This window comes from Streptomyces sp. NPDC111628 (genome assembly GCF_055635195.1).
On sequence record NZ_JBVKBZ010000001.1, the window covers coordinates 1178218 to 1201831 of the forward strand.

Below are 23614 nucleotides of genomic sequence, written 5' to 3' on the forward strand. Positions count from 1 at the left end.
AGACCGAGGTGAAGATGGTCACCGGCGGACGGCAGGCGTGATACGTGGGACACCGCGGAGGACGCGGGCGCACCGAGGGCTACCCTTTCGGGGTGAGCAGTGAGCAGACCCCCACCCCCGCCTCCGCAACCGCCGAAGAGGCGGGCCCTCGCCCCGGCCGGCTGACCGCCGCGGCCGCGATCGCCGCGCTGGAGGGGCTGGCGCTCGTCGTCGGCGGCGGCTGGATGCTCGTGGGGGGTCTCACCGGACACCCCGACGACCGGACCTCGGCCGTCACCGGCGGAGTCACGCTGATCGTCCTCGCCCTGCTGCCGCTGCTCGCCGCCCGCGGACTGATCGCCCGACGGGGCTGGAGCCGGGGGCCCGCCGTGATCACGCAGATCATGGCGCTGCCCGTCGCCTACAACATGGTGCGGGCCGACAGCCTGGCCGTTCCGGCGGGCATCGTGCTCGGTGTCGTGGCCGTCACCGCGCTGGTGCTGCTCGTCAATCCGACGACCACCGAGGCCCTCGGCATCCGGGGGCCCGGCAACGCCGGGAAGCAGCCGTAAGGCACCCGTCGACCGGCGGTTACTCCTCGACCAGCAGCTTCTCCCGCAGCTGTGCCAGCGTGCGGGCCAGCAGCCGGGACACGTGCATCTGGGAGATGCCGACCTCCTGCGCGATCTGGGACTGGGTCATGTTGCCGAAGAAGCGCAGCAGCAGGATGCGCTTCTCCCGCGGTGGCAGGTCCTCGAGGAGCGGTTTGAGCGACTCCCGGTACTCGACGCCCTCCAGGGCCTCGTCCTCGGCGCCGAGGGTGTCGGCGACCGCCGGGGACTCGTCGTCGGTGTCGGGGACGTCCAGGGACAGCGTGGAGTACGCGTTGGCCGACTCCAGGCCCTCCAGGACCTCCTCCTCCGAGATCGCCAGTTTCTCGGCCAGCTCGTGGACCGTGGGGGAGCGGCCGTGCAGCTGGGACAGCTCCGCCGTGGCCGTCGTCAGGGCCAGCCGCAGCTCCTGGAGCCGCCGCGGGACGCGCACCGCCCAGCCCTTGTCCCGGAAGTGCCGCTTGATCTCGCCGACGACCGTGGGCGTCGCGTACGTGGAGAACTCCACGCCGCGGTCCGGGTCGAAGCGGTCCACCGACTTGATCAGGCCGATGGTGGCGACCTGGGTCAGGTCGTCCAGGGGCTCGCCGCGGTTGCGGAAGCGGCGCGCGAGGTGCTCGACCAGCGGCAGGTGCATGCGGACCAGCCGATTGCGCAGCTCCGCGTACTCCGGGCTGTCCTTCGTCAGCGTGCGCAGCTCGGCGAACAGGAGGCGCGCACCGCTGCGGTCCTGCGGGTCGTGCCGTGTGCCCTGAGTGCCCCGTGCACCCGGCGCGTGGCCCTCGGAGTGTCGCTCGTGCTCGCTCATCGTCCCGCCCGTTGCCCTTTCCCGAGCCCTCGCCTCCGCTCGGACGGGCCGGACGGGGGTCTCCCCGGTCCGCTGCCCGTCGCCCGGAACGACGGCCCCGGGCGGGGTCTCGTCCTCCGGATGCGGCCGGGCCTGCTCGGGGATGCCGTCGATGCCGTCCGCCGTCCGTCGCGCCTCGTTCGGAGAACGTGTGCCCTCGGCCGGCAGCTCCCGTGTACCGCGCTCTTCGTCCCGCACCGGCCCGTCCCCGTCCCTCACGTCGGCCCGGGTCCCGCGCCGCGCTGTTTGTAGAGGCTGATCGAAACGGTTTTGTCCTCGTCCACGGCAGAGGAGACCTTGCCCGCGAGGGCGGAGAGCACCGTCCAGGCGAAGGTGTCCCGGGACGGCGCGTGGCCGTCCGTGGTCGGCGCCGAGACGGTGACCTCGAGCGAGTCGTCGACGAGGCGGAAGACACAACTGAGCACCGAGCCGGGCACGGCCTGCTGCAGCAGGATCGCGCAGGCCTCGTCGACTGCGATGCGCAGGTCCTCGATCTCGTCGAGGGTGAAGTCCAAACGAGCTGCGAGGCCGGCCGTCGCCGTACGCAGCACCGACAGGTAGGCACCCGCGGCCGGCAGCCGGACTTCGACGAAGTCCTGGGTCGCGGGCTCGCCTGCGATCTGGGACACCCTCACCTCCAAGGTGGTACAAGCGTTACAGGGCCGAGGGACGCCCCTCGGGATAACGCGACACGTGGTTCAGCGGTGACGTTATCGCGCTCCGAAGTTTCCTGTCCCCGAGACCCCAACCCCGTGCTGTCACTCATAGTAAACACGCGAACACGCACAGTGGCTAGGGGGTCGGCGGGCCCAAATCGGAAGAGCGCGCGCCGGGTTGACGTACCCAGACGTCAGACGGTCGAACCGTCCCGGGCAGAGGTCACACCAGGACGTGGTCGACGAAGCACCAGCGCCAGCTCTCCCCGGGCTCGTAGGTCCTCATCACCGGGTGGCCGCTCTCCTTGTAATGCGCTGTCGCGTGCCGGTTCGGCGAGGAGTCGCAGCAGCCGACATGACCGCAGACGAGACACAGCCTCAGCTGCACCGGGTCCGTGCCCTCGGCGAGACACTCCGGACAGGTCTCGCCGCACGGCTCGGGTTCCGGGTGCGGCAGCGCGTCGGCGTGCGTGCACTGTTTCATGATTGCCAGGTTACGACGGGTGTGCGGATGAGCGCGCGGAAAACGAGGGCGGGCGAGGACGATGGACGTGATGCCGCTGCTGTTGCTGGTGGCGGGCAGCGCCGCGGTCGCCGCGGCGGGACGACGCGTGCCGGTGCCGGTGCCGCTGCTCCTGGTCGCGGTGGGCCTGGCGGTGAGCTACGTACCCGGTGTGCCCGACTACACCCTCGACCCGCACATCGTCCTGCCCCTGCTGCTGCCCCCGCTGCTCTATACGGCGGCCACCGACAGCTCCTACCTGGACCTGCGGGCGCAGGCCCGGCCCGTGGCGCTGCTGTCCGTGGGTTACGTCCTGTTCGCCACCTTCGTCGTCGGCTGCGCGGCGTACCTCATCGTGCCGGGCCTGCCGCTGACCGCGGCCCTGGTGCTCGGGGCGGTCGTGGCGCCCCCGGACGCCGTCGCGGCCACGGCGGTCGCCCGCCGCGTGGGGCTGCCCTCCCGGATCACCACGATCCTCCAGGGCGAGTCCCTGGTGAACGACGCCACCGCGATCACCGCCTTCAAGGTGGCGCTCGCCGCGGCCGTCGGCGAGGGGGCGACCTGGGCCGGCGGGATCGGCGAGTTCCTCATCGCGGCGGTGGGCGGCGTCGGCGTCGGACTGGTCCTGATGGTGCCGCTGCACTGGCTGCGCACCCACCTGACGGAGGCGCTGCTGCAGAACACGCTCTCCCTGCTGATCCCGTTCGTCGCCTACGCGGTCGCCGAGCAGGTGCACGCCTCCGGGGTGCTCGCGGTGGTCGTCGTCGCGCTCTACCTCGGCCACCGCGCGTGGGAGGTCGACTTCGCCACCCGGCTCCAGGAGGAGGCGGTGTGGAAGATGGTCGCGTTCGTCCTGGAGTCGGCCGTGTTCGCCCTCATCGGGCTCCAGCTGCCCGTCGTCCTCAGGGGCCTGGGGGAGTACGAGGGGGCCGACGCCGCCTGGTACGCCCTCGCCGTCTTCCTGGTGGTCGCCGTGGCCAGGTTCGTGTGGGTGTACCCGGCGACGTTCCTGCCCCGGCTGTCGGCACGGGTACGCGCGCGCGAGGGCGAGCTCTCCTGGAAGGGGCCGTTCGTGATCGGCTGGGCCGGGATGCGGGGCGTGGTCTCCCTGGCCATCGCGTTCTCCATCCCGCTCACCGTGCACGGAGGCGAGCCCTTTCCCGAGCGCAACCTCATCCTGTTCCTCACCTTCACCACGGTCATCGGCACCCTGGTCGTCCAGGGCGTCAGCCTGCCGCCGCTGATCCGCCTGCTGAAGTTCCCGGCGCACGACGTGCAGGCGGAGACGCTGGCGGAGGCCAACGCCCAGGCGCAGGCCTCGCGGGTCGCGGAACTGCGCCTGGACGATCTGCTCGCCGACCAGCGCAACGCCCTGCCGGCGCCGCTCGCGGACCGCCTCCGCATGGTCCTGGAGCGCCGCCGCAACGCCGTCTGGGAACGGCTCGGCCAGGTCAATCCCGTCACCGGCGAGACCGTCGACGACACCTACCGGCGACTCTCCCGGGAGATGATCAGCGCCGAGCGCGAGGTCTTCGTCCGGCTGCGGGACGGCCGCTACATCGACGACGAGATGCTCCGGACCCTGCTGCGCCGGCTGGACCTGGAGGAGGCGGCCGCATACCGGGAGGCGACGTGAGCGGGCGCAGGGGTGCGCGGGCGCGTCGGGGCGGCGGTCCCGACCCGCTCAGGGGAAGGGCCGGCCGGTGACGACCGCCGCCAGGGTCGTCCCGCGCGGGAAGGCGCCCTCCTTGGTGAGGGTCAGCAGGGCGTACAGCATCTTGGCGACGTAGACGCGCTCCACGGGGAGGCCGTGGCGGTGTTCGAAGTCCTCGGCGAAGGCGTCAAGACCGGGCGTCGTGCGGGCGTAGCCGCCGTGGTGGAAGCGGTCCTCCAGGCTCCAGTCGCCGCGCGGCCCGCCGAACGCGTGCTCCTGGAGCCGCCGTATGTCACCGTCCAGGAAGCCGCCCTTGAGTACTGGTATGCCGAGGGCCCGCCGCCCCCGGGGGAGCCCGGCGGCGAGGCCCGCGAGCGTGCCACCGGTGCCGCAGGCGACGGCGGCCACGTCGGCGTGGGTGCCCAGCTCCTCGCCCAGGGCGCGGCAGCCGCGGACGGCCTCCGCGTTGCTGCCGCCCTCGGGGACGACGACGGCGCCCTCGGCGCCCGCCGCGCGCAGGAGGGCCGTCAGCGTCCCCGGTTCGGACTTGCGCCGGTACGTCGAGCGGTCGACGAAGTGCAGCCGCATCCCGTCGGCGGCGCACCGGGCCAGTGAGGGGTTGAGCGGGAGGCCGGCCAGCTCCTGACCGCGGACCACGCCCACCGTGGGCAGCCCGAGCAGTCGGCCGGCGGCGGCCGCGGCACGCAGGTGGTTGGAGTAGGCGCCGCCGAACGTGACGACGGTGCGCCCGCCGGCCGTGGCGAGGTTCGGCGCCAGCTTGCGCCATTTGTTGCCGACCAGCTCGGGGTGGATCAGATCGTCCCGCTTGAGCAGCAGCCGGACACCGTGCCGCTCGAACCGTCCGTCGGCCACCTCGTGCAGCGGAGAGGGCAGACGGGGCCGCAGGGCCGCGAGCTCACGGGTGTCGGTGCCGGTCACCCCGCCATTGTCGCGCCCCCACGCCCCCCGGCCACCTCACCCCGTCCGCTCCCGGCTCACACCACCGGTCCGGTCCCGGGTCGACCCGGCCGGTCCGAGCCTCGGCCGGTGCTGGGGCGCGTCGGCGGGTCCGGGGCGTCTCGGCCTGCCGTGGATGGCCCCGGTGGTCCCGGCGTCTCGGCCGGTCTCGGGTCAACTCGGCCGGTGTCGGGCGGCTTCGCCGGGCCGGGTCACTTCAGGCGGTCCCGAATCCGGTTCCGCATCGACGACATCGTGAAACCGCGCGGATCCACCTTGCCCGGCTGCCACTCCAGGTGGCCGATGACGGACCGCTCGTTCCAGCCGTGGTGGCGGCACACGGCCGCCGCGGCCCGCTCGATCGCCTCCAGCTGCGCCGCCGGCCAGGGGTCGTCGCCGTCGCCCAGGTTCTCGCACTCGAAGCCGTAGAAGTGCCGGTTGCCGTCGGTGTTCGCCTCGTTGTCCCGGGGCAGCGCCTTCTCCGCGATCACCGCCCGCAGGACGTCGTCGTCGCCGAGGCCGGCGTGGTTGGCCCTGCCGTACCCGACCAGGTGGACCCTGCCGTCCTTGGTGACGACCCCGTGGCACAGAGGCCCCGGCAGACCTTCGTAGCCCTTGCGGCAGATGTCCACCGTCCGCGCGCTGCCCTTGGTGACCGTGTGGTGGATCATCACACCGTGCACGGGACCCCACGGTCCCTTGTGGTTGCGGTTGTGGTCCCGCCAGTCGCCGACCTGGACGACGGTGAGGCCCTCCGCCTTGAGTGCCTTGAGGAAACTGCTCGAGGACATGGGTGAGGCCACGGCCGACTCCTTCACGCTGCGCGACGACCGCCCGACGCGACCGCCTCGTACGGAGCTTGTACCGAAACGGAGCAACTCCTATTGCTTGTTCGGTCCGTGTGCGAGTCGTTTCGGACAATCTCATCCCGGCCAGGGGGTGCCCAAGTCGAAACAAGCCCCCATATCTGCCCCGGCCGCGAGTGATCCATTCCCGCTCGTTCGTGTAATAGCACCGGCACGCTCCGTGAGGAAGGCTGGTCCACGCACATCGATGCCGGGCGCAGTCGTCCGGCATGACCGGGAGGGCAATTCCTTATGTCGGTAGGCGAAGAGGTCCGCACCGAGCAGACCAGGCCGCAGCAGAGCCTCGGCACGGCGGCCGCGCGGAACCTGGCCACCACCACCAAGTCCGTTCCTCAGATGCAGGAGATCAGCTCGCGCTGGCTGCTGCGCTCGCTCCCCTGGGTGGACATCCAGGGCGGCACGTACCGGGTGAACCGGCGTCTGACCTTCGCCGTCGGCGACGGCCGCGTGACGTTCGTGAAGACCGGCGACCGCGTCGAGGTCATCCCCGCGGAGCTGGGCGAGCTGCCGGCCCTGCGGTCGTACGAGGACGACGAGGTGCTGTCGGAACTCGCGCAGCGCTGCGAGCAGCGGGAGTTCGGCCCCGGCGAGGTGATCGCCTCGTTCGGCGCGCGGGCCGACGAGGTCTATCTGCTGGCGCACGGCAAGGTCGAGAAGATCGGCACCGGCCCCTACGGCGACGACGCGGTGCTCGGCGTCCTCGCGGACGGCGCCTACTTCGGCGACCAGGCGCTCCTCGACGGGGACGCCATCTGGGAGTACACCGCCCGTACGGTCACTGCCTGCACCGTGCTCGTGCTGCCCCGTCAGGAGGTGGACCAGGTCGCGGAGCGGGCCGACTCCCTGCGCGAACACCTGGAGCAGCGGCGCTCGATCCCGGAGCAGCGCACCAACGGGCACGGTGAGAAGGAGATCGACCTCGCGGCCGGCCACAGCGGTGAGCCGGACATCCCGCACACCTTCGTCGACTACGAGGCCCGGCCGCGTGAGTACGAACTGAGCGTCGCCCAGACCGTGCTGCGCATCCACTCGCGCGTGGCCGACCTGTACAACCAGCCGATGAACCAGACCGAGCAGCAGATCCGCCTGACGGTCGAGGCGCTGAAGGAGCGCCAGGAGCACGAACTCATCAACAACCGGGAGTTCGGGCTGCTGCACAACTGCGAGTACGACCAGCGCATCCAGCCGCACGACGGCGTGCCCGGTCCCGACGACCTCGACGAACTGCTGAGCCGCCGGCGCGGCACCAAGCTGCTCCTCGCCCACCCGCGCGCCATCGCCGCCATCGGCCGCGAGCTCAACAAGCGCGGTCTCGTCCCCGAGACCATCGACGTCGCCGGGAACCGCATCCCGACCTGGCGCGGTGTGCCCATCTACCCGTGCAACAAGATTCCGGTCACCGAGGCCCGTACCTCCTCGATCATCGCGATGCGTACCGGCGAGCAGGACCAGGGCGTCATCGGCCTGCGCGCCACCGGCATCCCCGACGAGATCGAGCCGAGTCTGTCGGTGCGCTTCATGGGGATCAACGAGCAGGCGGTCATCAAGTACCTGGTCACGGCCTACTACTCGGCCGCGGTCCTCGTGCCGGACGCGCTCGGCGTGCTGGAGAACGTCGAGATCGGCCGCTGGCGGTGACGTCACTGTCCCGAACGCCGTGTTCCCGCCCTCCCGGGCGGGTACACCCCCGGGGTACGGACGGGCCCAGGGGGAAGGTGAGTCCATGACGGAGACCCGGCGCGGCGCCACCGCGACGCGCCGTCCCACCGGGACGCCGGAAAGGCACGGGCCCATCGGCACACAGCGTGAGAAGAAGCCGGGGGAGTCGGCCGAAGGGCAGGGGCAGGCGGTGGTCGAAGGGCACGAGGCGGCCGTGCTCCTGAGCGAGTCACGAGCGTCGGTCGATCCCGAACTGCGCTCCGCCATCGCGACGCTGCCCGAGTCGATGCGCCGGGTCGCGCTCTACCACTTCGGCTGGCAGCACGCGGACGGCACGCCCGCGGCGGGCAACGCGGGCAAGGCGATCCGCCCCGCGCTCGTCCTCACCGCGGCGGCGGCGCTCGGCGGTCCGGCGGCCCGCGCGGCGGCCGTCCGGGCCGCGGCGGCGGTGGAACTGGTCCACAACTTCACCCTGCTGCACGACGACGTGATGGACCGCGACGCCACCCGGCGGCACCGGCCGACCGCGTGGACCGTGTTCGGTGACGCCGACGCGATCCTCGCCGGGGACGCACTTCAGGCGCTCGCCCTGCGGCTGTTCGCCGCCGACCCGCATCCGGCGTCCGCGGCGGCGGCCACCCGGCTCGCCGACTGCGTCATGGAGCTGTGCGAGGGCCAGCACGCGGACACGGCGATGGAGCGGCGCCCGCCGGGCGAGGTGACCCTCGACGAGACGCTCGCCATGGCCGAGGCCAAGACGGGTGCCCTGCTGGGCTGTGCCTGCGCCGTCGGCGCGCTGTACGCGGGCGCTTCCACGGAGGACGTCGAGGCACTGGACGCCTTCGGCCGGGAGGCCGGGATGGCCTTCCAGCTCATCGACGACGTCATCGGCATATGGGGCGACCCGCGCCACACCGGCAAGCCGGCCGGTGCGGACCTCGCCGCCCGCAAGAAGTCGCTGCCGGTGGTCGCCGCCCTCACCTCCGGCACCCCGGCCGCCGCCGAACTGGCCGAGCTGTACACCGGCTTGTACGACGAGGACAAGGAGGACCTGGAGCGCACCGCCCTGGCCGTGGAGCGGGCCGGCGGCCGGGACTGGGCCCAGGCCCAGGCGGCCGACCGGATGGCGAGGGCCATGCAGGAGCTGGCGCGTGCCGTGCCCGAGCCGGAGGCGGCGGGCGGCCTGCTCGCGCTGGCCGAGTTCGTGACCCGGCGCAGCACCTGAGCGCCGCCCCGGCCCCCTCGCCCGGCCCGGCGTCGTGGATCGCCGGATCGGCCACGCAAGACCCCGGAGCCCGTGCAGGGCCGTACGGCACCTGACCGACGTACGGCCGCACCGCCGACGGCTCCGGTCCGGCGGGTCCCGCACTTCCCCACGGTGTGCGGGGCCCGCCCCTCTGTCTCTCCCCGTGGGGCCCGGGCCCAGCGGATAGGCTCAACCGCCGTACAGGCGAGCAGTGTTGAGTCGAAGGGGCGAGGCATGGGTGTGGTGATCCGCACGGCGGGGGAGGGCGACCGGGAGCTGGTCGTACGGCTGCTGGACGAGGCCTTCCAGGACGATCCGGTGAGCAGCTGGGTCTTTCCCGGCGCGGAGTACCGTCGCCGGACGCACCATCGGCTCATGGCCGCGTTCGCCGACGCCGTCTTCGCGGACGGCCGCGTCGATCTCACCGAGGACGGCGCCGCCTGCGCGCTGTGGCTGCCCGTTGCGGCGGAGGAGCACGAGGGTGCCGAGGACGGCCCCGCCCGAATCCGCGAGGCCGTCGACCCGGAGAACGAGCGGGTAGAGCTGATAGCCCGGCTCACGGACGGGATCCACCCCTCCGGCCGGGCGCACGCGTACCTGTGGATGATCGGCGTGGTCCCGGAGCGGCAGGGCGAGGGCCTGGGCACCGCGCTGATCGAGACCGTCCTCGACCGCTGCGACCTTGAAGGGCTGCCCGCCTATCTCGAGGCGAGCAGTGCCCGTGGGAAGGCGCTCTACGAACGTCTCGGCTTCGAGTTCACCGGCCGGGCCCTGGATCTGCCGGACGGCCCCCGCATGTGGCCGATGTGGCGCGAGCCGCGGACTCCCCGACCGGCCGTAATCCGTTGATCGCGTAATCCGTTCCCCAAACAACTACGCATGGAGTACTATGACCGCAGTGGTCAACATGAACGGGAGACCGGTTTGCGCAAACTCACCTACTTCATCGCCTGCTCGATCGACGGCTTCATCGGCGGCCCGGACGGCGACGCGTCGTTCATGGTCCCGTTCGTCGACGAGGAGTTCTTCGACTTCCTGAAGTCGGAGTATCCGGAGACGCTGCCGACCCACGGCCGTCGTCCGCTGGGCATCGACGACCTGCCGAACAAGCGGTTCGACACGATCGTGCAGGGGCGCGCCAGCTACGACCTGGCCCTGAAGGAGGGCGTCACCAGCCCCTATGCCCACCTGCGCGAATACGTCGCCTCGCGCACGCTCACGGAGTCGCCCGACCCGAACGTCGAGATCATCTCGACGGATCTGGTCGGCAGGGTCCGGGAGCTGAAGGCCGAGGACAGTGCCCTCGGCATCTATCTGTGCGGCGGATCGGCCGTCGCCGGCGAGCTGGTCGACGAGGTGGATGAACTGGTCATCAAGACCTACCCGGTGCTCCTCGGCACCGGTATGCCGATGTTCGCCTCCGGGTTCCGGGTCTCCGAGTTCGTGCCGGACTCGGTGCGGACGTTCGGCAACGGTGTCGTGGTGCGTACGTACCACCGCAAGCGCTGAGCCGCCGCCCGCTCTAACCTTGGGGGTATGGACAGCGACACGTACGCCTGTCCCGTGTGCGGACAGCCAGTCGAAGCGGTCGTCCGGCGGCACAAGACGCTGGGCATATGGGTACCGGCATGGGCCCCGGGCCCGTGCGGCAACCCTCAGTGCGAGGCGGGTCCCGGGAAGAACGCGGGGGCCGCCGAAGCCGGGGCACGGCCCGGGAGGCCGGAGCACTCCCGGGAATCGGTCACCGAGAACCCCTGACCACGACAACGCCGAAGGGGCCCGGCCAGGATGGCGCGGGCCCCTTCGGGCTGCCCTGCGGCCTGCGATGGTGCACCGATCGCCGGCCCCGGGATGCTGACGTCCGTCAGGCCTTCTTGGTCTCCCAGAAGATCTTGTCGATCTGGGCGATGTAGTCCAGGGCCTTCTGGCCGGTCGCCGGGTCCTTCGAGCCCTTGGCGGCCGACAGGGCCTTCAGGGTGTCGTTGACCAGCTGGTGCAGCTCCGGGTACTTCTCGAAGTGCGGGGGCTTGAAGTAGTCGCTCCACAGCACGGAGACGTGGTGCTTCGCCAGCTCGGCGCGCTGCTCCTTGATGACCGTGGCGCGCGTCTGGAAGTGCGGGTCGTCGTTGCCGGCCATCTTCTCCTGGACGGCCTTCACCGACTCCGCCTCGATGCGGGCCTGGGCAGGGTCGTACACGCCGCAGGGCAGGTCGCAGTGGGCGCTGACCGTGACCTTGGGGGCAAACAGGCGGGAAAGCATGAAGCGTTCCTTCCTCGTGATCGTCTTCTCAGGGGGGACATTACTCCCTGGGAGGCCCGATTTCGCGGGTGCCCCCGTGGGCTTAGGACAAAAGTCCGGGGTGAGACTGAGACTGGTGGAGGAAAGACCGGGGAGGTGCCGGGTGATGCCGGAGCAACTGTCGCAGGAGACCGAGCGCTCGAGAGGGGCGTTGCCCTTCGGGCCGGCCGAGGTGACCGGGCCGTCGATGGTGCCCACGCTGCACCACGGGGACGTGCTGCTCGTGCACTGGGGGGCCCGGGTCCGGCCGGGTGACGTGGTCGTGCTGCGGCACCCCTTCCAGCAGGACCTGCTCGTGGTCAAGCGGGCGGCCGAACGGCGCGGGGCCGGCTGGTGGGTGCTCGGGGACAACGCGTTCGCGGGCGGGGACAGCACCGACTACGGGGTGGTCCCGCAGGATCTCGTCCTCGGCCGGGTCCGGTTCCGGTACCGGCCGCCGCGCGCGGGTCAGCGCTCGCCGCTCGCCGTGGTCCGCTGGGTGCTGTCGGCGGTCAGGCCGGTGCTGGCCGACCGGTCCGCCTCCAGGCGCTTGCGGGCGCGGTAGGCCGCCACGTTGGCGCGGGTGGCGCAGCGGTCTGAGCAGTAGCGCCGGGAGCGGTTGGTGGAGGTGTCCAGATAGGCGTTGCGGCAGGGCGGCGCTTCGCACAGGCCCAGCCGGTCCACCCCGTACTCGGTGAGGTGGAAGGCCAGGCCCATCGCCGCGATGGCCGCGAAACCGGCCGTCGCGTTGGAGGGGTGGTCCGCCAGGTGCATGTGCCACAGCGGGCTGCCGTCCTCCGCGCGGTGGTCGTGGCCGGAGATCTGCGGGCTCACCGGGAACTCCAGGAGCAGTGAGTTCAGCAGGTCCACGGCGAGGGTCTCGTCGCCGCCGTCGGCCGCCTCGAAGACCGAGCGCAGCCGTCCCCGGACCGAGCGGAACCGTGTCACGTCGGCGTCGGACGCGCGCCGGGCCGCCGACTGGTTGGCGCCGAAGAGCTCACGGACGGCCTCGACCGAGGTCAGGGAGTCCTGTCCCCGCGACGGTTCCTCGGTGTTGACGAGACGTACGGCGTAATCCGAGTAATAGGCCAGTTCCACTTGTAGTCCTTACGACGGGGCTCTAGGGTCGTGCCTGCGGTCAGGTAACAGCTGATCGTGCTTCCAGGGTATTACGCGACACACTGCGGAGGGGCTCGATGACGAACGCGGACACGACCACGGCCAACACGACCACCACCACGACCAGGGCCACCGCGGCGGGTGCCGACTGGCAGGCCTGGCAGCAGAGCTGGGACCGGCAGCAGGAGTGGTACATGCCGGACCGCGAGGAACGGTTCCGGATCATGCTCGACATGGTCGAGGCGCTCGTCGGTCCCGCGCCCCGCGTGCTGGACCTGGCCTGCGGCACCGGCACCATCACGGCCCGGCTGTTCGACCGGTTCCCGGACGCCACGAGCACCGGCGTGGACCTCGACCCCGCCCTCCTCGCCATCGCCGAGGGCACCTTCGCGGGCGACGAGCGGGTCTCCTTCGTCGCCGCCGACCTCAAGGACCCCGACTGGCCGTCGCAGCTGCCGTACGCGTCGTACGACGCCGTGCTGACCGCCACGGCCCTGCACTGGTTCCACGCCGAACCCCTCGCGGATCTCTACGGCCGGGTCGCGGAGCTGGTCCGCGACGGTGGTGTCTTCATGAACGCGGACCACATGATCGACGAAGCGACGCCCCGGATCAACGCGGCCGAGCGCGCGCAGCGGCACGCGCGGATGGACGCCGCCAAGGGGCAGGGCGCACTGGACTGGGCCGAGTGGTGGCAGCTGGCCGCCAAGGACCCGGTGCTCGCCGGGCCCACCGCCCGCCGCTTCGAGATCTACGGTGAGCACGCCGACGGCGAGATGCCCTCGGCGGCGTGGCACGCGCGCGTGCTGCGCGAGAAGGGCTTCGGCGAGGCCCGGCCGGTGTGGTGCTCGCCGTCGGACACGCTGCTGCTGGCGGTCAAGTAGGACCACACGCCGAGGGGGCGGTACGGGAATCCGTACCGCCCCCTCGGCGTGTGATCGTGCGGACGATCAGAGGACCTTGGACAGGAACGCCTTGGTCCGGTCGTGCTGCGGGTCGGTCAGCACGTCGCGCGGGTTGCCCGACTCGACCACCACGCCGTTGTCCATGAAGACCAGGCTGTCGCCGACCTCGCGGGCGAAGCCCATCTCGTGGGTGACGACGACCATCGTCATGCCGGACTCCGCGAGGTCGCGCATGACGTCGAGGACGTCGCCGACCAGCTCGGGGTCGAGCGCCGAGGTCGGCTCGTCGAACAGCATCAGCTTCGGGTCCATCGCCAGGGCCCGCGCGATGGCGACGCGCTGCTGCTGGCCGCCGGAGAGCTGCGAGGGGTAGTTGCCGGCCTTGTCGGCCAGGCCCACACGCTCCAGGAGGCCCCGCGCACGGTCCCTGGCCTGGGCCCTGCTCATGCCCTTGACCTGGACCGGCGCCTCCATGACGTTCTCGACGGCCGTCATGTGCGGGAACAGGTTGAAGCGCTGGAAGACCATGCCGATGTCCCGGCGCTTGAGGGCGACCTCGCTGTCCTTCAGCTCATAGAGCTTGTCACCCTTCTGGCGGTAGCCGACCAGCTCGCCGTCGACGTACAGACGCCCGGCGTTGATCTTCTCGAGGTGGTTGATACACCTGAGGAAGGTGGACTTGCCGGAGCCGGAGGGGCCGATGAGGCAGAACACCTCGCCCTGCTTCACCTCCAGGTCGATGCCCTTGAGGACCTCGACGGCACCGAAGGACTTGTGGACGCCCTCGGCCTTGACCATGGCGGTCATGCCGCACCTCCCGTCGTGCTGGAGCGGTTCGACAGGGAGAACAGGTTCGCCCTGATCTTCTGCATCGGGGTCGGCGGCAGACTGCGGCTGGAGCCGCGGGCGTAGTAGCGCTCCAGGTAGTACTGGCCGATGCTGAAGATCGAGGTCAGCAGCAGGTACCAGGCCGCCGCGAGGAACAGCATCTCGGCCGGGGCGCCCGAGGTCTGGCCGATGTCCTGGGCGACCCGGAACAACTCGGCGTACTGGACGACCGACACCAGTGAGGTCGTCTTCAGCATGTTGATGACCTCGTTGCCCGTCGGCGGCACGATCACGCGCATCGCCTGCGGGACCACGATCCGGCGCAGCGTCTTGGTGTGGCTCATGCCGAGCGCGTGTGCCGCCTCGGTCTGGCCCTCGTCGACGGCGAGCAGACCGGCGCGGCAGATCTCAGCCATGTACGCCGCCTCGTTCAGGCCGAGGCCGAGCAGCGCCGTCAGGAACGGCGTCATGAAGTCCGACCACTCGTCGCGGTAGAACGGGCCCAGGTTGATGTACTCGAAGACCAGGCCGAGGTTGAACCAGACGACCAGCTGCACCAGGACCGGCGTGCCGCGGAAGAACCAGATGTAGAACCACGCGATGGACGAGGTCACCGGGTTCTTCGACAGCCGCATCACGGCGAGCAGGATGCCGCCGACGACACCGATCAGCATCGCGAGGACGGTGATCAGGAGCGTCTTGCCCATGCCGGTCAGGACACGGTCGTCGAAGAAGTAGTCCGGGATCGCGCCCCAGTTGATCTTGCCCTGCGAGAACGCGTACACGACCGCGGCCAGCAGCGCGATCGCGACGACCGCGGAGACGTACCGCCCGTAGTGCCGGACCGGGATGGCCTTGATGGCCTCCGGCGGGGTCGGCGGGGTGCCGGCCGGGCCGCCCGCCGTCTTGTCGATGTCAACAGTCACGGATGTTGCCTTTCAGCGCCGGCCGCGCGGTCACTTGCCGCCGTTGACGGTGGCCTCGGTGATGGCGCCTTCCGACACGCCCCACTTGTCCATGATCTTCTTGTACTCGCCGTTCGCGATCACCGCGTCCAGCGCCGCCTTCAGGGCGTCGCGCAGCTGCGTGTTGTCCTTGGCGACCGCTATGCCGTACGGCGCGGCCTCGACCTGCTCGCCGACGAGCTCGAAGTCCTTGCCGCCGCCGGAGGTCTTCACTGCGTACGCCGCGACCGGGAAGTCGGAGGAACCGGCGTCCGCGCCGCCCGCGCGCAGGCGGGTCTGGGCCTGCTGGTCGTTGTCGAAGGCCTCCATGGAGATCTTCTTGCCGGCCGGGCACTTCTCGTTCTCGGCCTTGGCGAGGTCCTCGGAGACCGTGCCGCGCTGGAGCACGAGCTTCTTGCCGCACAGGTCGGACCAGGTCTTGATGCCCTGGTCGTCGCCCTTCTTGGTGTAGATCGAGACACCGGCGGTGAAGTAGTCGACGAAGTCGACGCCCTGGCCGACCTTCTTGCCGGTGTCGGCGTCGATGCCCTCCTGGCGGTCCTTGGTGTCGGTCATCGCGGACATGGCGATGTCGTACCGCTTGGAGCGCAGGCCGGTGATCAGGGTGTCGAAGGTGCCGTTCTCGAACTCGAACTTCACACCGAGCTGCTTGCCCAGGGCGTCCGCGAGGTCGGGGTCGATACCGACCGTCTTGCCGGAGTCGTCCTTGAACTCGACGGGCGCGTACGCGATGTCCGAGCCGACCTTGATGGTGCCCTTGTCGCGGATCGACTGCGGCAGCTTGTCCGCGAGCGGGGCGCCGCCGGCGGACTGGTTGTCGCTGCCGCCGGAGTCGCCGTTCTCGGTCTGGTCGCCGCATCCGGTGAGCAGCAGGGCGCCGGCGACCGCGATCGCACCGACCGCTGCTAGCCGGGAGTGCGCGGCGGTCGTACGACGGGTGGAGCGTGCGGTCATGGTGGTTCCTCCGGCGGATGAGGGAGTTGCCGATGGGGACGGTGGAGTTCCGGTGGGACGGGCGCCGGCCGGGGGACCGGCCGGTGCCGTGGGTCGACGAGAGCACACACCTTCGAGTGCCGCGACCTCGTGTGATTACGGCATCTTGCCATTCGGACTCGGCCGTTCAGGGGGCCCGTCATGTCAAAATCGGATAACGGGTCACCCCCCGAACCGCACCAGGTCGGTACATCACGACCGAACCTTTGCGGGAATCTGCCCTTCCGGCCGGAAGATCTGCGGAATTTCTCGTTATCCCGCCATGGATCGCGCGTGTACGGCGCGTCCGAAAGCTTCGATCCCGGGTCTGTCAAGAGGTCTCGGGAGGTTGTCCAAAACCCTGGCTATGAGCCATGTCACCGACATGCGGCGTTCGGGGTCCGGCATGTGAGCTTGCGCTTATCGGACTCGTCGCAGGGGGCGTCCGTCGGGTAAGAAGGTTCTTTACACCCCTCATCAGGGGCTCAGGGCGCGTGTGCGGCGCGCCCGTCGCGCAGGGTCCTCGTGGCCCAGACAGCCATCTCCCTGTGCGGTGCCCGCCCATTCCTCACCAGGAGTGGACAAACCCTCAAACCATGAACTCTTAAGGGGTAAGACAAAGTGGCAGCGGAGATCGTCAATCCTCGCAGCGACAGCGAAGCCGGTGCGGAGCAGGAGGCGGGCGCCGAGCCGCTCGACTCCTTCGACCCCGCGTTCGCGCTGCACCGCGGCGGCAAGATGGCCGTGCAGGCCACCGTGCCGGTCCGCGACAAGGAAGACCTGTCCCTGGCGTACACGCCAGGCGTCGCGAAAGTGTGCAGCGCGATCGCCGAGCAGCCCGACCTCGTCCACGACTACACCTGGAAGTCGTCGGTCGTCGCGGTCGTGACGGACGGTACGGCGGTGCTGGGCCTCGGTGACATCGGGCCCGAGGCGTCCCTCCCGGTGATGGAGGGCAAGGCCATCCTCTTCAAGCAGTTCGGCGGCGTGGACGCGGTCCCGATCGCCCTGAACTGCACGGACGCCGACGAGATCGTCGAGACCGTGGTCCGGCTCGCGCCCTCCTTCGGCGGCGTGAACCTGGAGGACATCTCGGCGCCGCGGTGCTTCGAGATCGAGCGCAAGCTCCAGGAGCGCCTGGACATCCCGGTCTTCCACGACGACCAGCACGGCACGGCCGTCGTGACGCTGGCCGCCCTGCGGAACGCGGCGCGGCTGAGCGGGCGGACGCTGGGTGAGCTGCGGGCGGTGATCTCGGGTGCGGGTGCGGCCGGGGTCGCCATCGCCAGGATGCTGGTGGAGGCCGGCATCGGGGACGTCGCGGTCGCCGACCGCAAGGGTGTCGTCTCGGCCGACCGGGGGGACCTGACCCCGGTGAAGCAGGAGTTGGCCTCCTTCACCAACAAGGCCGGGCTCTCCGGTCCGCTGGAGGCGGCGCTCGCGGGTGCCGACGTCTTCATCGGCGTCTCCGGCGGTACGGTGCCCGAGCCTGCGGTGGCCTCGATGGCCGAGGGTGCCTTCGTCTTCGCGATGGCCAACCCGAACCCGGAGGTGCATCCGGAGGTCGCCCACAAGTACGCGGCGGTCGTCGCGACGGGGCGCTCGGACTTCCCGAACCAGATCAACAACGTGCTGGCGTTCCCGGGCATCTTCGCGGGCGCTCTCCAGGTGCGGGCGTCGCGGATCACCGAGGGCATGAAGCTGGCGGCGGCCGAGGCGCTGGCCTCCGTGGTGGGGGACGACCTCGCCGCGGACTATGTCATTCCGTCGCCGTTCGACGAGCGGGTCGCGCCGGCCGTGACGGCGGCGGTGGCCGCGGCGGCTCGGGCGGAGGGGGTTGCGCGCCGGTGACGGTGTGACGCTTGCGGTGTGATCACTGCGGTGTGGTGAGCGGTCTCGTCCTTGGTGGGCGGGGCCGCTTGTCTTTTCGGTGCCGGTGCCGGTGCCGGTGCCGGTGCCGACGCGGGTGCGGGTCCGCTGGTGCTGGGCGCGGGGTGGGGGCGCTGACCGGCGCTGGGCGGGTGCCGCTGCGCCCACCCGTGCCGCCCCAGCGGCACGACTGCCCGCAGCTGGGGGGGGGGGGGCTGGCAGGCGCGACTGCCCGCAGCTGGGAGCCGGGGCGGCTGGCAAGAGGGGGTGTGTCACACGGGGCTGTGGTTCCGGTTGGAGGTTGGGGAACCTATCGTCAAGGTCATGTTCGCTGTCTACGCCGCCCGAATCGACCGCGACCAGCCCTTGGCCGGCCTGGAGTTGGGAGAGCTTCCGGCTCCCGAGACCCGGCCGGGCTGGAGTGTCGTCGATGTCAGGGCCGCCTCCCTCAACCACCACGACCTGTGGTCTCTGCGCGGCGTCGGCCTCCCCGAGGACCGGCTGCCGATGATCCTCGGCTGCGACGCCGCCGGGATCGACGCGGACGGCAACGAGGTCGTCCTGCACTCCGTGATCGGCCAGACCGGCCACGGGGTCGGTCCCAAGGAGCCCCGCTCCATCCTCACCGAGCGCTACCCGGGGACGTTCGCCGAGCAGGTCGCCGTGCCGACCTGGAACATCCTGCCCAAGCCCAAGGAGCTCTCCTTCGAGGAGGCCGCCTGCCTGCCGACCGCCTGGCTGACGGCGTACCGGATGCTGTTCACCAACGCCGGGGTGCGTCCCGGTGACTCGGTGCTGGTGCAGGGCGCCGGCGGCGGGGTGGCCACGGCCGCGATCGTGCTCGGCAAGGCTGCGGGGCTGCGGGTCTTCGCCACCAGCCGGGACGAGGCCAAGCGCAAGCGGGCGCTGGAGCTCGGCGCGGTGGAGGCCGTGGAGACCGGTGCGCGGCTGCCGCAGCGGGTCGATGCCGTCATCGAGACCGTGGGCGCCGCCACCTGGTCGCACTCCATCAAGTCGCTGCGGCCCGGCGGCACGCTGGTCATCTCCGGTGCCACCAGCGGTGACCGGCCCTCCCACGCCGAGCTGACCCGGATCTTCTTCCTGGAGCTCAAGGTCGTCGGCTCCACGATGGGTTCCAAGGACGAGCTGGAGGACCTGTTGTCCTTCTGTGCCGCCACCGGTGTGCGTCCCGTCATCGACGAGGTGCTTCCGATGGACCGGGCCCGCGAGGGCTTCGAGCGGATGGCCTCCGGCGGGCAGTTCGGCAAGATCGTGCTCAACAACTCCTGACGCGTTCCCCCCACACACGGCGGGTCCGGTTCTCCGGGCCCGCCGTTCGCTAGTCCCGGCCGCTCGGCAACCCCCACCCTCATGTCAACCGGGGTTGACGAAGACGTCATGTCAACCTAAGTTGACTGCATGAGTGAAGCAACGGATCTCGCCACGCGTGCGGGTGACCGCGATCCCCGGATCGGGCTGCGAGCCGTCACCGCCCTGCGGAAGCTGGTGGAGCAGCTGGAGGCCGTACAGGTGCGCAGCGCCCGCGCGCAGGGATGGTCGTGGCAGGAGATCGCCACGGAACTCGGAGTCAGCAGGCAGGCCGTGCACAAGAAGTACGGGAGGCATTGATGTTCGAGCGATTCACCAAGGACGCCCGCGCGGTCGTGCAGGGGGCGGTGGGACACGCAGAGGAGGCACGGGCGGAGACCGTCGAGCCCGAGCACCTGCTGCTCGCCCTGCTGGACCGGGAGGGCAGTCGCGCCTCCTTCGCACTGGCGGCCCTCGGCGTCGGCGAGCACCGGGACGCAGTACGCCAGGAGCTGGGGGAGGCACGGCGCCGTGCGGGTCTGTCGCAGTCCGAGACGGAAGCTCTCGCCGGACTGGGAATCGATGTCACGGAGATCGTCGCCAGGGTGGAGGAGGCCCACGGCGTGGGGGCGATGTCCGCCGACGACCACAAGCGCGGGCGCCGGTGGTCGGGACACCGGAGCTTCAGCCGGGGCGCCAAGGAGGTCCTGGAGAAGGCGCTGCGGGTCGCCGTCGCACGCCGTGACCGGCACATCGGGGACGAGCATCTCCTCCTCGCCCTGGCCCTGCGTCCCGGAGTACCCGCCGAGGTGCTCGCCGACCACGGGGTGACCCATGCGTCACTGTCCAGAGTGCTGGGTGAGGGGGCCGGGGAGGCCTGCGCCTGACCCGCGGCACCGGCAGCTCACCGGCGCGCGGCGCCCACAGCAGGTGGGGGCGCCGCGCTGTGCCGTGCTCAGGCCTTCGGTGTGCGCAGGATCGCCCCGATGTGGGCCGCTGCCTCCGACAGCCGGCGGCGGGTGTCGCGCACCTGGTCGGATGTCACTCCGTGGTCCCGGGCGGCGTCGCGGATGTCGTCCCGGAAGCGGTCGAGCAGCCGGTCCAGGTCGCGCGCCGGGTCACCGGTGGATTCCGCGGCGTCCTCATGGGCCCAGCTCGGCGCGTATCCGCCGGGGAAGTCCTCGGGCGTGACGGAGTACTCGGGGCCCGGGGAACGCTCCGCGCGCGAGGTGGGGCTCCCGGGGTCGGTGCGTCCGAAGCCCCAGTCCTTGCCGAACTCCTTCCCGAAGTCCTTTCCGAAGTCGCCGACCTCCTTGGCCAGTTCACTCAGGCCCTCACGCAGCCCCGTGGGCCAGTCGCCGCGCGAGAAGTGGTCCTGCACCTGTTCCTGCACGCGCTGGGCGATGCGCTGGACCTCCTCCTGCGCCTGGGCCCGGGCCCGCTCCTGGGCCTCCTTGGCCTGGCGCCGGGCCCGCTGGGCCTCGTCGCGGGCGCGGCGGCTCTCGTCCTTGGCGCGGCGGGCCTGCTCCTTCCACTCCTGCTTGACCCGCCGCATCTCCTCCTTGGCGGCCCGCCAGGCCTCCTTCTCGTCGCCTTCCCCGGCACCGGCGGCGGAGCCGCCCGCCTCGTCGTGCGCCCCTGAGGTGCCCCGGCGGGCCGCGGTGGCGGCGGCCCGCATCTCCCGCCGCAGATCGCCCGCCGCACCCCGCACGTCGGCCCGGATCTCGGCGGCCAGCTCGGCCACGGACTCGCGGATCTCCAGCTCCAGGTCGGCCAGCTCACCGCTGCGGTCGGCCAGCTCGGCGCGACCGGCGTCCGTGATGGCGTACACCTTGCGGCCGCCCTCGGTGGTGTGGGTGACCAGGCCCTCCGCCTCCAGCTTGGCCAGGCGCGGGTACACCGTGCCCGCGGACGGGGCGTACAGGCCCTGGAAGCGTTCCTCGAGGAGCCGGATCACCTCGTAACCGTGGCGCGGGGCCTCGTCCAGGAGCTTGAGGAGGTAGAGGCGGAGGCGGCCGTGGGCGAAGACGGGGGGCATGTCAGAGCACCTTCTTGTCGGTCGTGCCGTCGGAAGGGACGTCGGTGGCGCCCTGGTCCCGGACGGAAGCGGAATTGTCCCCCGAGTCACCCCGTGCGGTGCCCGTCGGGCCGGATTCCTCCGGCTCCCGCTCCCACGGGGTGTCCTCCGTCGCCGGACGGCGGAGCAGGGCGATCGAGCCGGAGACCGTGGTGGCCTTCAGCCGGCCGTTGCCCGCGCCGAGTCGTCCGGTGATGCGCTTGGCCCCCCACTGGCCGCCCACCCGGAGGTCCTCGAAGGCGCTGCTGACCATGCCGCTGGCCGTGTTCGCCTCGACCTGGGCGTCGGCCGGCTGGGGCAGCCGGATGGCGATCTCGCCCGAGACGCTGTTCAGGCTGATGTCGGTGGGGCCTCCGGCCGGGTCCAGGTCGACGATCATCGAACCGCTGACCGAGTCGGCCCGCACGGAGGAGCCCGCCTCCACCACCGTCAGGTCGCCGGAGACGGAGTTGAAGCGGAGGTCGCCGGTGAGGGCCTGCGCCTCCACGTTCCCCGAGACGGTGTCGGCGCGGACGGGGCCCGCGAGGCTCACCAGAGTGGTGTCCCCGGACACGCCCTTGACCTCGGCGGGTCCGTCGAGACCGGAGACCACGGCCGCGGCGCTGACCGCGCCCACCTCCACGCGGGTGCCGGTCGGCACCGCCAGGGACACCACCGCACTGCGCCGCCAGCCCTTGCGGTCCAGCCACTTCAGGAAGCCCTTCCAGGGCAGGTCCTCGTAGGCCACCGTGAGCACGCCGTCCCGGTGGGTCACGATCAGAGGAGGGCCCTCGATCTCGGAGACCTCCAGGCGGGCGGAACCTTCGTCCGTGCCCACCACGTTCACCGTTCCGCCGACGATGCGTACGTGCAGCCGGCTCACGGACTCGTCGAAGGTGAGCTTCCTTGGCTCCGCGACGGACCACTCGGACATGGTGAGACCTCCTCGACCGAACGCGCCATATCGCGTCCTCCGCAATTCACGATATATCGCGGACACGGAAAGTCAAGACACCCGATCTGGTGATCAATGATCGGCCGAGTGGGTCGATATGCTCTAACTTGTCATTATGCCGACGGAAGAGTCCGTGTCCGCTCTCACTCCCGGCGCCCTGCTGCTCTGCCGGGCCGAGCCGGACTCCGTCGCCGTGGTCGCCCCTTTGCTGGGCGAACGGATGCCGCTGGTCCGGGCCGGTGCGGAGTGGAGCGTGCTGGTGCCGGAGGGCAGACCCTGGCGGGACGGGGGCGAACCGGTGGACCGGGTCGTCACCGGCTGGGCCGCGGCGCTCGCCGTCGGCGCCCCCTGGCCCGTACTCGCCCTGTGGTGGGACGCCGACCGGGCCGGATACATCCTCGCGTCCGGGTTCCGCCGCCCGGTGGGCTACGTGTGGCTCGCGAACGGCACCCCGGCCGGCGAGGACGAGGCCATGCGCACCTTCGCCGCCCGGCTGGGCCTCGACCCGGTCCTGGACGTGCAGTCGCTGGACCGGCTGACCCGGGCCGACCCGGAGGCCGACCGCGTGTTCGGGGCCGGAGCCGGTGCCCGGGCCAGGCTGCGGGGACTGCTGGCGGTGCTCACCCGCGGGGGAATCACCCTCCCCGCTGGGCTCGACCCCGGTGAGGGCGCCGAGCGCCTCGGCGCGGCCGCCCGCGCCCTGCCCGGTGTGCGCCGGACCGAGTCCGCCGGACGCCGCCCGACCGCAGACGAGAGTCCCCTGGCCGCCTGGATGCCCTGGACTGGTGGTCCGGGGGCCCGCGCCCTGGCCCTGGTCCAGGTGGCGACGGGCCTGCCGCTCACGGTCTGGGGTCTGCGGCGCCGCAGCGGAGGGTGGGCCGCGGCGGGGGCGCTGCTCGTCGGGCACGGTGCGCTCGGCGCGGCCTACGGGCTCTCCAGGCACAGCTGAAGGTCCGCCACGACGGTCCGGTCCGACGGCCCGGTCCGACGGCCCGGTTCTCCGGTCCGCACCGACGTTCCCGTCGGCCCCGCCCGGCGCCCGTGCGTCGCAGCCCGCCCCCGGCGCAGCCGCCGGTATCCCCGCGTCCCTACTCGTCCTCGTCCTCGTCGTCCAGCCGTGCCAGCCACGTGGCCAGACGCTCCACCGGTACTTCGAAGTCCGGGTTCAGGTCGACGAACGTGCGCAGCTGCTCGGCGAGCCACTCGAAGGTGATCTCCTCCTCGCCGCGCCGCTTCTCCAGCTCCTCGATGCCGCGGTCGGTGAAGTACATGGATCGTGCTCCGTCGGGTCTTTGCAGGGTTGAGAGCCTCCCGTGCGGGAAGAAACCTGTGCCTGCGGGGTGGAGAGATGAGGTCTTTCCGTCGGTTGTGAAAAGACAGCA

The 23614-nt window shown here is 71.2% G+C and carries 26 protein-coding genes; 13 read left to right on the plus strand and 13 right to left on the minus strand.

What is annotated here, in order from left to right; all coding sequences use genetic code 11:
* Positions 1 to 92 precede the first annotated feature (92 nt).
* Positions 93 to 551 carry a hypothetical protein gene (locus ACZ7MF_RS05785; protein WP_471474709.1) on the plus strand — a complete coding sequence of 153 codons (459 nt, stop codon included), beginning with the start codon at positions 93 to 95 and terminating at the stop codon, positions 549 to 551.
* A gap of 19 nt (positions 552 to 570) precedes the next feature.
* Here ACZ7MF_RS05785 and ACZ7MF_RS05790 read toward each other — a convergent pair whose 3' ends face one another.
* From ACZ7MF_RS05790 to ACZ7MF_RS05800, 3 genes are all read right to left on the minus strand, one after another.
* The gene (locus ACZ7MF_RS05790) at positions 571 to 1635 is read right to left on the minus strand and encodes an RNA polymerase sigma factor SigF (RefSeq protein ID WP_356856707.1); all 1065 of its coding nucleotides are present in this window, start codon (positions 1633 to 1635) and stop codon (positions 571 to 573) included.
* Between the two features lie 17 nt (positions 1636 to 1652).
* A complete protein-coding gene (locus ACZ7MF_RS05795) occupies positions 1653 to 2066 on the minus strand; it encodes an ATP-binding protein (RefSeq protein ID WP_003973726.1) in 414 nt (137 codons plus the stop codon).
* Positions 2067 to 2316: 250 nt separating this feature from the next.
* On the minus strand, positions 2317 to 2577 hold the full coding sequence (locus ACZ7MF_RS05800; protein ID WP_471474711.1) for a UBP-type zinc finger domain-containing protein: 261 nt from the start codon (positions 2575 to 2577) through the stop codon (positions 2317 to 2319).
* A 61-nt stretch (positions 2578 to 2638) separates the two neighbouring features.
* Here ACZ7MF_RS05800 and ACZ7MF_RS05805 point away from each other — a divergent pair, with 61 nt between their 5' ends.
* Positions 2639 to 4231 (plus strand): Na+/H+ antiporter, encoded by a 1593-nt coding sequence (locus tag ACZ7MF_RS05805; protein WP_471474712.1) that lies wholly within the window; start codon positions 2639 to 2641, stop codon positions 4229 to 4231.
* 48 nt (positions 4232 to 4279) lie between these two features.
* Here ACZ7MF_RS05805 and ACZ7MF_RS05810 read toward each other — a convergent pair whose 3' ends face one another.
* Complete coding sequence (locus ACZ7MF_RS05810) at positions 4280 to 5188, minus strand: 1-aminocyclopropane-1-carboxylate deaminase/D-cysteine desulfhydrase (RefSeq protein ID WP_471474713.1); 909 nt, start codon at positions 5186 to 5188, stop codon at positions 4280 to 4282.
* 230 nt (positions 5189 to 5418) lie between these two features.
* On the minus strand, positions 5419 to 5997 hold the full coding sequence (locus ACZ7MF_RS05815; protein ID WP_471475200.1) for an N-acetylmuramoyl-L-alanine amidase: 579 nt from the start codon (positions 5995 to 5997) through the stop codon (positions 5419 to 5421).
* A 306-nt stretch (positions 5998 to 6303) separates the two neighbouring features.
* On the opposite strand from ACZ7MF_RS05815, the gene ACZ7MF_RS05820 reads away from it, so the two are divergent.
* From ACZ7MF_RS05820 to ACZ7MF_RS05835, 4 genes are all read left to right on the plus strand, one after another.
* Entirely contained in the window at positions 6304 to 7710 is a 1407-nt protein-coding gene (locus tag ACZ7MF_RS05820) for a family 2B encapsulin nanocompartment shell protein (protein ID WP_356856713.1), read from the plus strand.
* An 85-nt stretch (positions 7711 to 7795) separates the two neighbouring features.
* Complete coding sequence (locus ACZ7MF_RS05825; protein WP_471474715.1) at positions 7796 to 8956, plus strand: family 2 encapsulin nanocompartment cargo protein polyprenyl transferase; 1161 nt, start codon at positions 7796 to 7798, stop codon at positions 8954 to 8956.
* 255 nt (positions 8957 to 9211) lie between these two features.
* Positions 9212 to 9826 (plus strand): GNAT family N-acetyltransferase, encoded by a 615-nt coding sequence (locus ACZ7MF_RS05830; protein ID WP_471474716.1) that lies wholly within the window; start codon positions 9212 to 9214, stop codon positions 9824 to 9826.
* A gap of 75 nt (positions 9827 to 9901) precedes the next feature.
* Positions 9902 to 10486 (plus strand): dihydrofolate reductase family protein, encoded by a 585-nt coding sequence (locus ACZ7MF_RS05835; protein WP_471474718.1) that lies wholly within the window; start codon positions 9902 to 9904, stop codon positions 10484 to 10486.
* 355 nt (positions 10487 to 10841) lie between these two features.
* Here the strand turns inward: ACZ7MF_RS05835 and sodN are convergent, their stop codons facing one another.
* Positions 10842 to 11237 carry a superoxide dismutase, Ni gene (gene sodN, locus ACZ7MF_RS05840; RefSeq protein ID WP_003973716.1) on the minus strand — a complete coding sequence of 132 codons (396 nt, stop codon included), beginning with the start codon at positions 11235 to 11237 and terminating at the stop codon, positions 10842 to 10844.
* A 145-nt stretch (positions 11238 to 11382) separates the two neighbouring features.
* On the opposite strand from sodN, the gene sodX reads away from it, so the two are divergent.
* A complete protein-coding gene (gene sodX, locus ACZ7MF_RS05845) occupies positions 11383 to 11820 on the plus strand; it encodes a nickel-type superoxide dismutase maturation protease (RefSeq protein WP_471474719.1) in 438 nt (145 codons plus the stop codon).
* On the opposite strand, the gene ACZ7MF_RS05850 is transcribed toward sodX, so the two are convergent.
* Entirely contained in the window at positions 11724 to 12353 is a 630-nt protein-coding gene (locus ACZ7MF_RS05850; protein ID WP_356856725.1) for a CGNR zinc finger domain-containing protein, read from the minus strand. The genes sodX and ACZ7MF_RS05850 overlap by 97 nt on opposite strands.
* Before the next feature lie 98 nt (positions 12354 to 12451).
* On the opposite strand from ACZ7MF_RS05850, the gene ACZ7MF_RS05855 reads away from it, so the two are divergent.
* Complete coding sequence (locus ACZ7MF_RS05855) at positions 12452 to 13258, plus strand: class I SAM-dependent methyltransferase (protein ID WP_471474720.1); 807 nt, start codon at positions 12452 to 12454, stop codon at positions 13256 to 13258.
* A gap of 66 nt (positions 13259 to 13324) precedes the next feature.
* Here ACZ7MF_RS05855 and ACZ7MF_RS05860 read toward each other — a convergent pair whose 3' ends face one another.
* From ACZ7MF_RS05860 to ACZ7MF_RS05870, 3 genes are read right to left on the minus strand one after another with little or no spacing between them, the layout of a single operon-like run.
* The gene (locus tag ACZ7MF_RS05860) at positions 13325 to 14086 is read right to left on the minus strand and encodes an amino acid ABC transporter ATP-binding protein (RefSeq protein WP_121709743.1); all 762 of its coding nucleotides are present in this window, start codon (positions 14084 to 14086) and stop codon (positions 13325 to 13327) included.
* Complete coding sequence (locus ACZ7MF_RS05865) at positions 14083 to 15033, minus strand: amino acid ABC transporter permease (protein WP_356856730.1); 951 nt, start codon at positions 15031 to 15033, stop codon at positions 14083 to 14085. Before ACZ7MF_RS05865 ends, ACZ7MF_RS05860 begins: the two co-directional genes overlap by 4 nt.
* A 30-nt stretch (positions 15034 to 15063) precedes the next feature.
* Positions 15064 to 16026, minus strand: coding sequence for an ABC transporter substrate-binding protein (locus ACZ7MF_RS05870; protein WP_471474722.1), 963 nt, complete (start codon positions 16024 to 16026; stop codon positions 15064 to 15066).
* A 639-nt stretch (positions 16027 to 16665) separates the two neighbouring features.
* On the opposite strand from ACZ7MF_RS05870, the gene ACZ7MF_RS05875 reads away from it, so the two are divergent.
* The 4 genes from ACZ7MF_RS05875 (at position 16666) to ACZ7MF_RS05890 (ending at position 20108) form a co-directional block, all read left to right on the plus strand.
* A complete protein-coding gene (locus ACZ7MF_RS05875; protein WP_471474724.1) occupies positions 16666 to 17895 on the plus strand; it encodes an NAD(P)-dependent malic enzyme in 1230 nt (409 codons plus the stop codon).
* 342 nt (positions 17896 to 18237) lie between these two features.
* Complete coding sequence (locus ACZ7MF_RS05880) at positions 18238 to 19203, plus strand: zinc-binding dehydrogenase (RefSeq protein ID WP_471474725.1); 966 nt, start codon at positions 18238 to 18240, stop codon at positions 19201 to 19203.
* A gap of 129 nt (positions 19204 to 19332) precedes the next feature.
* On the plus strand, positions 19333 to 19542 hold the full coding sequence (locus ACZ7MF_RS05885) for a helix-turn-helix domain-containing protein (RefSeq protein ID WP_471474726.1): 210 nt from the start codon (positions 19333 to 19335) through the stop codon (positions 19540 to 19542).
* On the plus strand, positions 19542 to 20108 hold the full coding sequence (locus ACZ7MF_RS05890; protein ID WP_356856738.1) for a Clp protease N-terminal domain-containing protein: 567 nt from the start codon (positions 19542 to 19544) through the stop codon (positions 20106 to 20108). The genes ACZ7MF_RS05885 and ACZ7MF_RS05890 overlap by 1 nt, the downstream gene beginning before the upstream one ends.
* A 68-nt stretch (positions 20109 to 20176) precedes the next feature.
* Here the strand turns inward: ACZ7MF_RS05890 and ACZ7MF_RS05895 are convergent, their stop codons facing one another.
* Entirely contained in the window at positions 20177 to 21259 is a 1083-nt protein-coding gene (locus ACZ7MF_RS05895; protein ID WP_471474728.1) for a PadR family transcriptional regulator, read from the minus strand.
* A 1-nt stretch (position 21260) separates the two neighbouring features.
* Positions 21261 to 22211: a DUF4097 family beta strand repeat-containing protein gene (locus ACZ7MF_RS05900; protein ID WP_471474729.1), complete on the minus strand. Its 951-nt coding sequence runs from the start codon at positions 22209 to 22211 to the stop codon at positions 21261 to 21263.
* A gap of 136 nt (positions 22212 to 22347) precedes the next feature.
* On the opposite strand from ACZ7MF_RS05900, the gene ACZ7MF_RS05905 reads away from it, so the two are divergent.
* Positions 22348 to 23181, plus strand: coding sequence for a hypothetical protein (locus tag ACZ7MF_RS05905; RefSeq protein WP_471474730.1), 834 nt, complete (start codon positions 22348 to 22350; stop codon positions 23179 to 23181).
* Between the two features lie 139 nt (positions 23182 to 23320).
* Here the strand turns inward: ACZ7MF_RS05905 and ACZ7MF_RS05910 are convergent, their stop codons facing one another.
* Complete coding sequence (locus tag ACZ7MF_RS05910; protein ID WP_014176503.1) at positions 23321 to 23503, minus strand: DUF6104 family protein; 183 nt, start codon at positions 23501 to 23503, stop codon at positions 23321 to 23323.
* Positions 23504 to 23614: the final 111 nt, after the last annotated feature.

What these genes read in the sequence shown, in the direction of transcription:
- ACZ7MF_RS05900 (WP_471474729.1), bottom strand. Translation starts at nt 22,211, where the DNA reads ATGTCCGAGTGGTCCGTCGCGGAGCCAAGGAAGCTCACCTTCGACGAG.
- ACZ7MF_RS05880 (WP_471474725.1), top strand. Translation starts at nt 18,238, where the DNA reads ATGTTCGCTGTCTACGCCGCCCGAATCGACCGCGACCAGCCCTTGGCC.
- ACZ7MF_RS05860 (WP_121709743.1), bottom strand. Translation starts at nt 14,086, where the DNA reads ATGACCGCCATGGTCAAGGCCGAGGGCGTCCACAAGTCCTTCGGTGCC.
- ACZ7MF_RS05805 (WP_471474712.1), top strand. Translation starts at nt 2,639, where the DNA reads ATGGACGTGATGCCGCTGCTGTTGCTGGTGGCGGGCAGCGCCGCGGTC.
- ACZ7MF_RS05905 (WP_471474730.1), top strand. Translation starts at nt 22,348, where the DNA reads ATGCCGACGGAAGAGTCCGTGTCCGCTCTCACTCCCGGCGCCCTGCTG.
- ACZ7MF_RS05870 (WP_471474722.1), bottom strand. Translation starts at nt 16,026, where the DNA reads ATGACCGCACGCTCCACCCGTCGTACGACCGCCGCGCACTCCCGGCTA.
- ACZ7MF_RS05895 (WP_471474728.1), bottom strand. Translation starts at nt 21,259, where the DNA reads ATGCCCCCCGTCTTCGCCCACGGCCGCCTCCGCCTCTACCTCCTCAAG.
- ACZ7MF_RS05830 (WP_471474716.1), top strand. Translation starts at nt 9,212, where the DNA reads ATGGGTGTGGTGATCCGCACGGCGGGGGAGGGCGACCGGGAGCTGGTC.
- ACZ7MF_RS05885 (WP_471474726.1), top strand. Translation starts at nt 19,333, where the DNA reads ATGAGTGAAGCAACGGATCTCGCCACGCGTGCGGGTGACCGCGATCCC.
- ACZ7MF_RS05815 (WP_471475200.1), bottom strand. Translation starts at nt 5,997, where the DNA reads ATGTCCTCGAGCAGTTTCCTCAAGGCACTCAAGGCGGAGGGCCTCACC.
- ACZ7MF_RS05825 (WP_471474715.1), top strand. Translation starts at nt 7,796, where the DNA reads ATGACGGAGACCCGGCGCGGCGCCACCGCGACGCGCCGTCCCACCGGG.
- sodX (WP_471474719.1), top strand. Translation starts at nt 11,383, where the DNA reads ATGCCGGAGCAACTGTCGCAGGAGACCGAGCGCTCGAGAGGGGCGTTG.
- ACZ7MF_RS05820 (WP_356856713.1), top strand. Translation starts at nt 6,304, where the DNA reads ATGTCGGTAGGCGAAGAGGTCCGCACCGAGCAGACCAGGCCGCAGCAG.
- ACZ7MF_RS05800 (WP_471474711.1), bottom strand. Translation starts at nt 2,577, where the DNA reads ATGAAACAGTGCACGCACGCCGACGCGCTGCCGCACCCGGAACCCGAG.
- ACZ7MF_RS05910 (WP_014176503.1), bottom strand. Translation starts at nt 23,503, where the DNA reads ATGTACTTCACCGACCGCGGCATCGAGGAGCTGGAGAAGCGGCGCGGC.
- ACZ7MF_RS05890 (WP_356856738.1), top strand. Translation starts at nt 19,542, where the DNA reads ATGTTCGAGCGATTCACCAAGGACGCCCGCGCGGTCGTGCAGGGGGCG.
- ACZ7MF_RS05855 (WP_471474720.1), top strand. Translation starts at nt 12,452, where the DNA reads ATGACGAACGCGGACACGACCACGGCCAACACGACCACCACCACGACC.
- sodN (WP_003973716.1), bottom strand. Translation starts at nt 11,237, where the DNA reads ATGCTTTCCCGCCTGTTTGCCCCCAAGGTCACGGTCAGCGCCCACTGC.